General features: G+C 59.3%; 14 protein-coding genes. 9 read left to right on the top strand and 5 right to left on the bottom strand.

Going from position 1 to position 11,210, the window contains the following annotated elements:
* Positions 1 to 5 precede the first annotated feature (5 nt).
* The 3 genes from WJU23_RS22660 to WJU23_RS22670 form a co-directional block, all read right to left on the bottom strand.
* On the bottom strand, positions 6 to 410 hold the full coding sequence (locus WJU23_RS22660; RefSeq protein WP_346334919.1) for a BlaI/MecI/CopY family transcriptional regulator: 405 nt from the start codon (positions 408 to 410) through the stop codon (positions 6 to 8).
* Between the two features lie 58 nt (positions 411 to 468).
* Positions 469 to 597: a hypothetical protein gene (locus WJU23_RS22665; RefSeq protein ID WP_346334920.1), complete on the bottom strand. Its 129-nt coding sequence runs from the start codon at positions 595 to 597 to the stop codon at positions 469 to 471.
* Between the two features lie 272 nt (positions 598 to 869).
* A complete protein-coding gene (locus tag WJU23_RS22670; protein ID WP_346334921.1) occupies positions 870 to 1,376 on the bottom strand; it encodes a hypothetical protein in 507 nt (168 codons plus the stop codon).
* A gap of 92 nt (positions 1,377 to 1,468) precedes the next feature.
* Here WJU23_RS22670 and WJU23_RS22675 point away from each other — a divergent pair, with 92 nt between their 5' ends.
* The 3 genes from WJU23_RS22675 to WJU23_RS22685 are packed head-to-tail and all read left to right on the top strand — an operon-like array spanning position 1,469 to position 3,463.
* A complete protein-coding gene (locus WJU23_RS22675; RefSeq protein ID WP_346334922.1) occupies positions 1,469 to 2,014 on the top strand; it encodes a flavoprotein in 546 nt (181 codons plus the stop codon).
* Positions 2,011 to 2,661, top strand: coding sequence for a phosphopantothenoylcysteine decarboxylase (locus WJU23_RS22680; RefSeq protein WP_346334923.1), 651 nt, complete (start codon positions 2,011 to 2,013; stop codon positions 2,659 to 2,661). The genes WJU23_RS22675 and WJU23_RS22680 overlap by 4 nt, the downstream gene beginning before the upstream one ends.
* Positions 2,662 to 2,704: 43 nt before the next feature.
* Positions 2,705 to 3,463 (top strand): inositol monophosphatase family protein, encoded by a 759-nt coding sequence (locus WJU23_RS22685; RefSeq protein ID WP_346334924.1) that lies wholly within the window; start codon positions 2,705 to 2,707, stop codon positions 3,461 to 3,463.
* Positions 3,464 to 3,475: 12 nt separating this feature from the next.
* On the opposite strand, the gene tyrS is transcribed toward WJU23_RS22685, so the two are convergent.
* Complete coding sequence (gene tyrS, locus WJU23_RS22690; protein ID WP_346334925.1) at positions 3,476 to 4,648, bottom strand: tyrosine--tRNA ligase; 1,173 nt, start codon at positions 4,646 to 4,648, stop codon at positions 3,476 to 3,478.
* A 171-nt stretch (positions 4,649 to 4,819) separates the two neighbouring features.
* Here tyrS and bioD point away from each other — a divergent pair, with 171 nt between their 5' ends.
* The 5 genes from bioD to WJU23_RS22715 all read left to right on the top strand — a co-directional run bounded on the left by bioD (position 4,820) and on the right by WJU23_RS22715 (position 9,682).
* Complete coding sequence (gene bioD / locus WJU23_RS22695; protein WP_346334926.1) at positions 4,820 to 5,452, top strand: dethiobiotin synthase; 633 nt, start codon at positions 4,820 to 4,822, stop codon at positions 5,450 to 5,452.
* Between the two features lie 115 nt (positions 5,453 to 5,567).
* Entirely contained in the window at positions 5,568 to 6,290 is a 723-nt protein-coding gene (locus WJU23_RS22700) for a metallophosphoesterase family protein (protein ID WP_346334927.1), read from the top strand.
* Between the two features lie 45 nt (positions 6,291 to 6,335).
* Entirely contained in the window at positions 6,336 to 7,301 is a 966-nt protein-coding gene (locus WJU23_RS22705) for a glycosyltransferase family 9 protein (RefSeq protein ID WP_346334928.1), read from the top strand.
* Positions 7,302 to 7,378: 77 nt separating this feature from the next.
* Complete coding sequence (locus tag WJU23_RS22710; protein WP_133795053.1) at positions 7,379 to 7,618, top strand: DNA-binding protein; 240 nt, start codon at positions 7,379 to 7,381, stop codon at positions 7,616 to 7,618.
* Between the two features lie 42 nt (positions 7,619 to 7,660).
* Positions 7,661 to 9,682 carry a serine/threonine-protein kinase gene (locus tag WJU23_RS22715; RefSeq protein ID WP_346334929.1) on the top strand — a complete coding sequence of 674 codons (2,022 nt, stop codon included), beginning with the start codon at positions 7,661 to 7,663 and terminating at the stop codon, positions 9,680 to 9,682.
* 38 nt (positions 9,683 to 9,720) lie between these two features.
* Here WJU23_RS22715 and WJU23_RS22720 read toward each other — a convergent pair whose 3' ends face one another.
* Positions 9,721 to 10,503: an OmpA family protein gene (locus WJU23_RS22720; protein WP_346334930.1), complete on the bottom strand. Its 783-nt coding sequence runs from the start codon at positions 10,501 to 10,503 to the stop codon at positions 9,721 to 9,723.
* Between the two features lie 149 nt (positions 10,504 to 10,652).
* On the opposite strand from WJU23_RS22720, the gene WJU23_RS22725 reads away from it, so the two are divergent.
* The coding region (locus WJU23_RS22725; RefSeq protein ID WP_346334931.1) for a transposase at positions 10,653 to 11,210 on the top strand (558 nt) is incomplete at its 3' end.

Consider the following 11,210-nt stretch of genomic DNA (forward strand, 5'->3'; position numbering starts at 1 on the left):
TCAGCTTATTTTTTGAGATTCATCTCTGCCTCACGCAGAACTTTGCGCAGGGCTTCCAGGTCATCTTTTGACACCTGCTCCCGCTCCATCAGACCCGCCACAAATGGCGTCAGGCGACCGTCGAAGACGCGCTCCAGGAAGCTGCGGCTTTCTTCATGCTGGCATTCATCCTGGGCCACGGCGGGCGAATACCGAAACTCGCGCCCCACTGTTTCCACGGCGAGCGCTCCCTTTTCAGCCAGGCGGCGGATGAGGGTCTGGACGGTACGAGGTTTCCAGTGCAGCCGGCCTTCCAGCTCCTTCACCACCTCCGCGACGGTGCTGGCACCACGCTCCCAAAGTACCTTCATGACGGTCCATTCCGCATCGGAAATTTTAGGAGCAGGGGGAGCTTTGGGCGGGCGTGGCATTTTTTGAATTACAAATGTAATCGTGAGTTTACATGTGTAATCCGAAAGGATGCAAGAATTAGTTTCTAACTACAACAGGTCGCAACCGCCACCAGGCGCATTCGATGGGGAAGAAGGAGACGAAGTGCATTTGATCCGGCTGGAACTGGGCCAGGGTCTCCAGGATTTCGGGCTCGTGCTGCTTCACGATTTCAGCGTCGGGGCAGAGGGAATTGGGCGATGGTTTCCGGAGAGACGGTCCACTTGCTTTTCCTTTCATAAGCCGAGAAGTCCGGTAGCGGTTCAGCGGCAGGCAGCACGGTAGCCAAAAACAGGAAAAAGAAAAAGGGAATGGCAGGTTTCTGGGAAACCGGACGGTGAATGGAGGATGAAGATACCGCCCAGCCATGCCTTGAACGAAGCCCTGTGGCATTCCTTCCAGCCGGGCAGAAACAAAGAGGCCGGCAAGTGCGATGGGAATTACTGGATGGCTCTGGTCCAGGTCTTGGGCTTGCCGTTTTCCAAGGATTCCAGATCCAGGGGAGCAGCGGTTTTGACCTCGGCTTTCTCGCCCCGGATTTCGAGGGTGAGGGCCCCTTGCAGGTGGGATTTTTCCAGCCAGTAACGCAGGCGTACATCCTGGGCGGTTTGAGCGGGAATCTGGGGCGGCTTTTCCGTGGCGAGCATGAAGGGCGGCACTTCCTTCCCCTCAGCAGTCAGCAGGCGCACGTCCGGCGGCTGGAGGGAAAGGGGACGTGGGGAGGCATTTTGATAACGCAGTTCCAGGTCCAGCCGCGCATTGCCAAAATCCCGCTCCAGGGTGCTGCGGTGGATTTTCAAGACGGGGTCTGATGACGTGCTTGAGGAGATGGGCTGAGGGTCGCCATCGTCATTACCGGGACCTGAATCGGTGGTGAAGACCCAGATCGTGGCCCCCAGGCTGAGGAGGATGAGCAGCCAGACTTCGAAGCGTTTGAAAAAAGACATGGGGAGTGGGAGCGGCAGCGAATCATGGTTTCGAGGAATTGCACGGACAAAGGCGGATTTGCATGAGGGCGGGGGCGCGTTTAAAAGAAGGCATGTCACGCATCGTCCTCGGCATCACCGGCTCCATCGCCGCCTACAAGGCAGCGGATCTGGCCAGCCAGCTCACCAAGGCCGGGCATGAGGTGACCTGTGTGCTGACGAAGGGGGCCCTGGAATTTGTCACGCCGCTGACGCTGGCCACCCTGTCGCGCCGCCCGGTGGTGACGGATCTGTTTGCGGAAAAAGAAGGCTGGCAGCCGGGACACATCCAGCTCGCCGATGATGCGGACCTGCTCTTGATTGCCCCCGCGACGGCCAATGTCCTGGCGTCCCTGGCGCATGGATTTGCCAATGATGCGCTGACGGCCATCGCCCTGGCGACGCGGGCGCCCATTCTGATCGCCCCGGCGATGAACGGGAAGATGTGGCTGCACCCGGCCACGCAAAGGAATGTGGAAACCCTCAAGGGATGGGGCGTGCAGTGGGTGGAGCCGGCGGAGGGCCTGCTGGCCTGCGGCTATGAAGGCGTGGGCCGCCTGGCCCCGGTGGAGGAGATCCTGGCGGCAGTGCACACCCTTTTGGAAAAAGGCCTGGCATGAAAATCCTCATCACCGCCGGTCCCACGCGTGAGCCGCTCGACCCGGTGCGCTACCTGAGTAACCGCTCCTCCGGCAAAATGGGCTATGCCCTGGCCGAAGCGGCGCGCGAAGCCGGCCATGAGGTGATCTTGATCTCCGGCCCGGTAGTGATCTCCGCCCCCGCAGGAGTGACGCTGGTCCAGGTGGAGACAGCACGCCAGATGTATGAGGCTGTGCGTGACCGCCTGGAGGGACAAAACGCAGCCATTTTTTCCGCTGCGGTGGCGGACTACCGGCCCGCATCGCAGGCCGAGCAAAAGATCAAAAAGACGGGCGATACCCTGACGCTGACGCTGGAAAAAACGGAGGACATCCTGGGCTCCGCCCGCAGTGTCTTTGGCTTCACCGGATACCTGGCCGGGTTTGCGGCGGAGACGGAGCGGCTGCTGGAGCATGCGCAGGACAAGCTGGTGCGCAAAGGCTGCGACCTGGTCATCGCGAATGATGTGTCGCAGGCGGGCATCGGATTTGACAGCGAGGAGAACGAAGTCACTCTGTGTCTGCCTGACGCCTCGCCGTTCCCCCTGCCGCGTCAGTCCAAAGCCGTGCTGGCCCGCGAGCTCATCGCATTCATCACCCAGCAGGCGTCTTTGAAAAAGTTATTTTGAACCCCATTCCGACGAACCGGGAAATTTCGTCCCCCATACCTCCATGCCAGAGCTTATCACCATCGCCCTCGAAGCCGCCCACCAGGCCGGCAAGCTGATCAAAGACAACTTCGGTTCTGAAAAGACCGTCAACGAGATGCACCGGCGCGATGTGAAACTGGAGCTGGATGTGCGCACGCAGCAGCTCATTGCCGACATCATCCTGGGTTACCACGCGGACCACCGCATCCTGGGCGAGGAAGAAGGCGATGTCGGAGGCGATGGTAATGTGGAATGGATCGTGGACCCCATTGACGGCACGGTGAATTATTTCTACGGCATCCCGCATTTTTGCGTGTCCATCGGCGCGCGTGTGCGCTCCACCAAGGAGCCGCTCCTGGGCGTCATCCATGACCCGATGCAAAATGAAACCTGGTCCGTCGTCAAAGGCGGCGTGCCCACCCTGAACGGCAAGCCCATCTCCACCAGCAGCCGCAGCGAGATGAACCAGGCCGTGGTGACCGTCGGTTTTTCCAAGAGCAAATCCGCGCTGGATGCCGGCTTCGAGCGTTACCGCCGCATCAGCTACGAGGTTTTTAAGACCCGCATGCTCGGCAGCGCTGCGCTGGCCCTGGCCTACATCGCCTGCGGCCGCCTGGATGCTTATGTGGAAGAGCAAATCAGCCTTTGGGACATCGCCGCCGGCGTCATGCTGGTGGAAGCCGCCGGGGGCAAGATCGTCACCCGTGACAGCACCGTCCGTCCAGGCACCATGTTCATCTGCGCGACGAACGGGAAGCTGGATATTGAGCCTTATCTGTAATCCAAAATCAGGTCACGCCAGCCGCACGCTGCGCTTTTTATCCAGCTTCAGCACGGCACCGGTTTCCCAGGCGGGTTCGGCTTTGGGGTCGCTGAGTTTTTCGCCGTTGAGCTGGATGCTGCCACCCTGGATGAGGCGGCGGACTTCGCCGCCGGAGACGGGCTGGTTGAAGACGGACTGGTAGGCATGCTGGACCACGCCGAGCACGTCTTTGCGGTCGCTGAGGGTGAGGAGGGGCAGCTCCACGTTGGCGAGGTCCTTTTTGCTGAAACGGAGGTCCCAGTCAGCGCGGCATTCCTGGGCGGCGGTATCGTTGTGGTAAACAGCGACGCATTTGCCGGCGAGGGCTTTTTTGGCTTCCATGGGGTGCATGGTGGCATCCAGTTCTTCGCCAAGGACGAGCAGGTAGTACTTGGCCATGAGCTCATCGGGGATGCTCATGAGTTTGCCGAACATCTCCTTCGGCGCATCAGTCAGGCCGACATAGTTGCCGAGGGATTTGGACATTTTTTTGACGCCGTCCAGGCCTTCCAGCAGCGGCAGGGTCATGCAAATTTGAGGCTCCATGCCCTCTTCTTTTTGCAGGTCGCGGCCTACCAAAATGTTAAACAACTGGTCACTGCCGCCGATCTCGACATCGGACCGCACCACGACGCTGTCCCAGCCCTGCATGATGGGGTACTGGATCTCGTGCAGGCGCACCTCGGTGCCGTTGGCGACGCGGTTTTTGAAGTCTTCGCGCTGGAGCATCTGCTGGAGGGTGACGCGGGCATTGAGCTTGATGACCTCCATAAAGGGCATTTCCTTAAACCAGCTGCCGTTGAAAACGACCTCCGTTTTGTCTTTGTCGAGGACGAGGAAAGCCTGGTCAGTATAGGTCTTGGCATTGGCCAGGACCTCATCATAAGTCAGCGGCGGGCGCGTGGTGGAGCGGCCGCTCGGGTCGCCGATCATGGCGGTGAAGTCACCGATGATGAGGACGATCTGGTGGCCCAGGTCCTGAAACTGGCGCAGTTTTCTCAATGCGACCGCATGGCCCAGATGAATGTCCGGGGAGGTAGGGTCCACTCCGAGTTTGATACGCAGCGGCGTGCCCTTGGCCAGCTTGGCCGCGAGCTCTTTTTCACTGTGAATGGTCACAGTGCCGCGCTTGAGGATGTCAATTTGTTCAGAAACAGGGAGCATGATGGGAAAGTATAAAACCTGATGACCAGGAGGCACAGCATGCCGAATCTCCGGCAAATGACAAATGGCCAGAGCGAGGCAGGTGTTTTTGTTATGGTTTGGGCTGCTTTGCAACGGAATGCCAGCTCAATCCCCCGTTGCCGATCCGGCCTCGGCACGCCATAACTCTGCATGCATTACTTCATCACCGGCACGGATACGGACGCCGGAAAAACCTATGTTTCCTGTCTGCTCATTGAGGCTCTTCGGCGCGAGGGGCATGCAGCGGTGGGATACAAGCCGCTGGCTTGTGGGGACCGGGTTGATGCCCATGCGCTGCGCCAGGCGGGTGAGGATGCGCTGACGTTGGAGGAAGTGAACCCGGTTTATCTGAAGGTGCCCGCCTCCCCGTATGCGGCATCCTTGTTGGAAAACAAAACGGTGGATGTGGAGGCGGCGCGGCAGGGATTTTTCAGTCTGGCGGCTCGTTTCAGCCACGTTATTGTCGAGGGGGCAGGAGGCTGGGAGGTGCCGCTGACGGACAAGCTGAGCATGGCGGATCTGGCTGCGGATTTGGCCATTCCGATCATCGTGGTGGTGAACAACCGCCTGGGCTGCCTGAACCACACCATTCTGACGGTAAAAAATATCCAGTCTCGCGGCCTCACCTGCGCGGGCATCATTCTGAATTATGCCCAGGATGAAAGGGATCTGGCCAGCATCTCCAACCGCATGATTTTGGAGCAATGCCTGGGCGTGCCGGTGCTGGCAGAGGTGATGCACGGGGAATCGCAGTTAGACTGGCCGCGCGAGTTACCTTTATAAAAAGTGTCACCTTGGGTCACTTTTAGGTTATGTATTGGAGGGCACTTTACCGAAATGCTTGATTTCCCTGCCGCCGTCCCGATGATGCCCTTTTTATTCCCATCGCTCAACCTCGATGAAATTCGCCATTTTCGGAGACATCCACGCCAATCTTGAAGCCCTGCAGACGGTACTGTGGGATGCCCAGGAACAGGGCTGTGCCAACTATGTCTGCCTGGGCGACATCGTCGGTTATGCCGCCAACCCGGTGGAATGCCTGGAAACAGTGCGCCAGATGGGCTGCCCGGTGGTGCGGGGAAATCATGATGAAGGCGCGGCCAGTGAAAGCACGCTGGAAGAGCTGAATCCGCTGGCCCAGGCGGCCCTGCTGTGGACGCGGCAGCAGCTCAGTGAAGAGCAGCGCCAGTGGTTGAGGGAGCTGAAACTGGTGCGCCAGGTGCGGGACTTCACCATCGTCCATTCCACGCTCGATTCTCCGGGGGCCTGGGGTTACGTGACCAACCGCTTTGATGCGATGGCCAGCTTCAGCTACCAGTTTACGCAGGTTTGCTTTTACGGTCACACGCATGTGCCGCGTATTTTTGAAAAGGATGATTCTGTACGGGCTGCCCGCGGCAATGACGTGACGCTGCAACGCGGGGTGAAGTATTTTGTCAATGTCGGCAGCGTCGGTCAGCCGCGCGATGGCGACTGGCGCGCGTCCTACGCCATCTACGATGTTCAGGCGCAGACCATCTCCATCCGCCGGCTGGAATATGACATCCAGACGGCCCAGGACAAGATCCGCGCCGCCGGTCTGCCCTCCCTCCTGGCTGAGCGGCTGTCCCTGGGCAAATAAATGAGCGCATCCGGGCTGCCTTCCCTGGCGGGATTCCGCTCCGCCGTGATCGTAAAACCCAGTTCGCTTGGCGATATCGTCCACACCCTGCCCGCTGTGCAGGCGATCAAGGAGGCGTATCCGGCGATAAAAATCCGCTGGCTGGCGAATACGGAGTGGACCCCGCTTTTACAGGGTTCCTCACTGCTGGAAGAGGTCATTGCCTTTCCGCGCAAGCAATGCCGGGGGCTGCCGGGACTCTTCATTCTGCGGCGCTGGGCCAAAAGCTGGCGCAGCATGGGGCGGGAAGACCCGGAGATAGTGCTGGATTTCCAGGGGCTGTTTCGTAGCGGATACCTGTCCCGCACACGCGGTTCCAACCCTGTCATCGGCCTCTCGGATTCGCGTGAGGGCGCCCGGTTCTTTCATGATCATGTTATTCCGGTGGATGCCTCCGCTCATGCGGTGGACCGCTACCTGGCCCTGCCACGGGCCTTTGGCATTCCGGTGGATACAGGGCGGCTCACCTTTCCTTTGGCAGAAGGGCGTTCGCCTGCCGGCTGGCCTGACAGAAGGGACTTGATCGTTTTGCATCCCTGGTCGCGGGGAGAAGGAAAATCGCTTTCGCCCGAGGTCCTGCAGGCGCTCTGCACTGCCCTGGCTCCACTGCCTGTGGTGCTGGTTGGCATGTCCCAGGGAGCCGCGATTCCTGCCGGCGACCACATCACGGATTTCAGCAACCGGACCTCCCTGGCGGAACTGGTTTGGGTATTGCGGCAGGCCCGCTTTGTCATCAGCGTGGACAGTGGGCCCATGCACATTGCCGCCGGAGTGAATGACCGTGTCCTCGGCATTCACACCTGGAGTGATCCGCGTCAGGTGGGCCCCTATAATCCGAACGCATGGGTCTGGAAGGCGGGCCGGATTGACCATCGCAGCGCCTTTCATCCGGGGGAGTGCGAAAGTGAAAAGCAGGTCTCCGCTGCCGATGCCCGGCACATCGCGGACTTCGTGCGCAACTTCCAAGACTAAACATTGACATTCCGGGGCTGATTTCTACACTCCTGCCTGTAATTCAACTGCATACGGGAACTGGAGGTTACCACTCAATGAGGAACGACGAATCTGAAGAGCCTAGGCGCGGCAGCCCAGCGCTGCATTCTGAGAAGATCATGACTGACCGGAAGATCTTCTTCCTCGATCTCAAGGAAAACGAGCGTGGACGCGTGATCAAGATCACAGAAGACGTGCGCGGACGCCGTGATACCATCATGCTGCCTCTGGAAGCCGCCGATGAATTTCTGGACGCGCTTCAGCGCATCCTGGAAGTCGAGCGCGATCTGGAGTAACCGCCCTTGCATTAGCCTTTCCCTCTTGTCCCTGGAGAAACCATGACGGAGGAGGAAATTTTTTATGCCATCCTCACTCTGGAGGATTCGCAGGCACAGAGGCGGATGCTGGAGGAGCAATGTCGTCATGACCCTGTTTTGTACCGGCGTGTGGAGGCCCTGCTTGACTCCTTGAAGGCAGAAAACTTCATGCGGGTGCATTTGGAACCTCCGACGACTGTGCAGCCGCTGCTGAAAACGGAGAGCGAGGTCATCGGCCCCTACAAGCTGCTGCAGCAGATCGGTGAAGGTGGCTTTGGCACCGTCTGGATGGCGGAGCAGACGCTGCCCGTGCAGCGCCGGGTGGCACTGAAGATCATCAAGGCGGGCATGGATACCAAGGAGGTCATCGCCCGCTTTGAGCAGGAGCGCCAGGCGCTCGCCATGATGGAACACCCGAATATTGCCCGCGTGCTGGATGCCGGGGCTACGGAAACCGGGCGTCCTTATTTTGTCATGGAACTGGTGCGGGGCATCCCGATCACGCGTTTTTGTGATGAGCATCTTCTCACGCCTCAGGCCAGAGTGACGCTTTTCATCAGTGTTTGCCGCGCCGTCCAGCATGCGCACATGAAAGGCGTCATCCACCGGGATCTGAAGCCTTCCAACATCCTCGTCACGCTGCATGATGGCGTGCCGGTGGCCAAGGTCATTGATTTCGGCATCGCCAAGGCCATGCAGCAGCGCCTGACGGACAAGACGCTCTTCACCCATTTTGAGCAGATGGTCGGCACGCCCTTGTACATGGCCCCGGAGCAGGCTGAGCTTAGCGGCCTGGACATTGATACCCGCTGCGACATCTACGCACTGGGCGTCCTGTTATACGAACTGCTCACCGGCCACACACCCTTCAGCCAGGATGAGCTGATGAAGGCCGGGTTTGATGAAATGCGGCGTCTGATCCGTGAGCGTGAGCCCAGAAAGCCCTCCACCCTTTTAAAAACAATGGCCGCCGCGACCGCCAGCACAGTTGCCAGCCATCGTCAGAGCGAACCCCCGAAACTCATTGGCCTGCTCAAAGGGGACCTGGACTGGATCGTCATGAAGGCCATGGAAAAGGACCGGAGGCGGCGGTATGAAACAGCCAGCGCGCTCGCGGACGACCTTCAGCGCCATTTGGATCACGAGCCCGTGCTGGCACGACCGCCCAGCACCGTTTATCGCCTGCAGAAGCTGCTGCAAAAAAACCGTGCGGCATTTATTACGGTCGCGCTTGTTGCGCTATCTTTGCTGGCAGGCCTGGCCATTTCCACCACTCTTTATGTTAGGCTGAGGATCGAGGAAGCCCAGCGTGCGGTGGAAGCGGCCCAGTTTGCCATCATGAGCGGCGAGGATGAATGGATCACGGCGGCCATCCGGGAATGCAAAGAGGCAGGTGTGCCCAGAGCGTTCATTGGGCTGCTGCAGGGAGAGCAGCACTTGATCCAGGGCCGTGTGGAAGAGGCCATCAAAACGCTGGAAGAACTCGTCCAAGAAGCCCCCAATAGCATCCCGGCCAGGGCACTCCTGGCCACTGCCCATGATTTGACAGATGACACCCGCAGCTACCACCGGGTGATGGCCACCCTGGCCGATGCGCAGCCCAAAGAAAGAGAGGATTACCTGATTCTGGGGCACGCACTCAGCCATAGCCAAGATGCCCATGAGCGGCAGCAGGGAGTGGAATTCATGGCCCACGCGATTCATCAGATGCGGGATTCCCCCATGGCCCGCGTGCTCCTGGCTGAGGCGCGCACCCGCCTGGCGATTCACAGCCGCAATTTGGAAGAGATCCAGGAGGCCCTCGCTGACATCAATGCCGCCCGTGGCTGGCAGCGGCACGGGATCGCCGTGCTCGCCATCAGCTCCTGGGCTCACGCAGTCGGTGCTCAGATTGCCCAGGAGAAAGGGCGGACCGACTTGCGTGATTCGTGGCTGGCTGTAGCCAGGACCGATGGTGAACAGCTTGCCACCTTCACCAGCTATTACGCCGAGAAGTACTTGAAGCTTCAACGCGCCATTTTTGACAGTTTGAAAAAGGGCTGAACTCTCGGCCAGCCCCCATAGAAAAGAGTGATGGATGCTTATTTTGTCCGCACCACGAGCACCCGGCGGTCCATCTGCATCTGCTCCTCCGTGCCTTCCGGATAGCGAGGGTACATTTCTCCATAACCGTGGGCGCTCAGCACATTGGCAGGCACTCCATAGTTTTGCGTCAGTTCGTCATAAATGCGTTTGGCGCGGGCAGCCGAGAGTTCCATGTTGAACTCATCCGTGCCATCCGTGCTGGTGTGCCCTTCAATGTCGAAGACGGTTCCTGATTCCGTATTAACGATGGCCATGATGACACCGGCGATCTGTTCCAGGGCTTTGCGGGATTCATCGTCCAGAAGTTCAGCGGTTTCTTTGACGAACAGCACCGGAAGGGTCACATAGGGAAGCTCGCGGTTCTGACCCTGGTCCTGAATAACCACCACGTTGCGCTCCGCGTTGTAAACACGGGTTGGCTGGCCGGGAGTCTCAATGACCGTGGTCGTCTTTGTTGTCTTAACGGTATCTGTGGAAGGGGTGGGCACTGGCACCGCCGTGACGGCAGGGGGCTTTCCTCCCTGCACGACGATCACTTGCGGAGCCACGGAAAGCTGGCGCCGGGCCTCCGCTGCATCCAGGGCCATGGCACGGGCACGGCCGCGCGTTTCCACTCCCGGCGCCTGTGGGGCACCCGACGGTGTCACAACACCAGACTCGATCACCACCGAAGGGGGAGTCACCGCTTCCGGCGGAGTCACCACAGTCACTTGAGCGTTGAGTGTCACCGGCAGCTGGACCACGGCCAGAGCCGACAGAAAAAGGAATGTAGTTTTCATAATAGAGGGTTTTACCAGGGAATAAAGTGCCCCGGCTTATGCATTCGGCTCCGGCGCGGAAATTAGCCCTGTGCCAATCAGATTATCTTAAACTGTATGCCAGGCATACAGTTGTTGACTGCGACGGCTTTGATGCTATGCATCGCCTTATGAAGGCCACTCAAACGACTGATCCGCAACGCGATGCGCTGGAGGCGCAGCTCGTGGGCGTGAATGCCAAGACCGCTCCCTATCCTGCCGCGCGGTCCTGGTCAGGCGGACGCAAACGGATCGTCGGCAAAGGCCCTTATGAGAGCTATTGCTACCACGTCATGTCCCGCACCTGCGGCGGCGAGGTCTTCTTTGATGACGTGGAAAAGGAGGCGCTCAAACGCCTCATGTGGCGGCTGGCAGACTTTTGCGGGGTGAAGCTCGTGACGTATTGCATCATGGGCAATCACTTCCACCTGCTGGTGGAAGTCCCCAAAAAAGACCTCTGGCTGGAGCGGTTCTCCGGGCCGCAGGGCGAAGAAAAACTCATGGAACACCTCGCCATCCTCTACAGCAAAACCTACGTCGGACTGCTGCGGCAGGACCTCGCCGAACTCCGCCGCCAGGGCCTGGAAACACGCGCGCAGGAGAAGCTCGCCGCCATCAAAAAACGCTTCTGCGACCTGTCCATCTACGTCAAAGAAGTCAAAGAACGCTACAGCCGCTGGTTCAACAAA

The sequence above is a fragment of the Prosthecobacter sp. SYSU 5D2 genome, from assembly GCF_039655865.1.
In the GTDB taxonomy this organism is placed as follows: domain Bacteria; phylum Verrucomicrobiota; class Verrucomicrobiia; order Verrucomicrobiales; family Verrucomicrobiaceae; genus Prosthecobacter.

Coding starts and splice junctions, on each gene's coding strand:
- WJU23_RS22660 (WP_346334919.1), bottom strand. CDS start 410: ATGCCACGCCCGCCCAAAGCTCCCCCTGCTCCTAAAATTTCCGATGCG.
- WJU23_RS22670 (WP_346334921.1), bottom strand. CDS start 1,376: ATGTCTTTTTTCAAACGCTTCGAAGTCTGGCTGCTCATCCTCCTCAGC.
- WJU23_RS22675 (WP_346334922.1), top strand. CDS start 1,469: ATGTCACGCATCGTCCTCGGCATCACCGGCTCCATCGCCGCCTACAAG.
- WJU23_RS22680 (WP_346334923.1), top strand. CDS start 2,011: ATGAAAATCCTCATCACCGCCGGTCCCACGCGTGAGCCGCTCGACCCG.
- WJU23_RS22685 (WP_346334924.1), top strand. CDS start 2,705: ATGCCAGAGCTTATCACCATCGCCCTCGAAGCCGCCCACCAGGCCGGC.
- tyrS (WP_346334925.1), bottom strand. CDS start 4,648: ATGCTCCCTGTTTCTGAACAAATTGACATCCTCAAGCGCGGCACTGTG.
- bioD (WP_346334926.1), top strand. CDS start 4,820: ATGCATTACTTCATCACCGGCACGGATACGGACGCCGGAAAAACCTAT.
- WJU23_RS22700 (WP_346334927.1), top strand. CDS start 5,568: ATGAAATTCGCCATTTTCGGAGACATCCACGCCAATCTTGAAGCCCTG.
- WJU23_RS22710 (WP_133795053.1), top strand. CDS start 7,379: ATGAGGAACGACGAATCTGAAGAGCCTAGGCGCGGCAGCCCAGCGCTG.
- WJU23_RS22715 (WP_346334929.1), top strand. CDS start 7,661: ATGACGGAGGAGGAAATTTTTTATGCCATCCTCACTCTGGAGGATTCG.
- WJU23_RS22720 (WP_346334930.1), bottom strand. CDS start 10,503: ATGAAAACTACATTCCTTTTTCTGTCGGCTCTGGCCGTGGTCCAGCTG.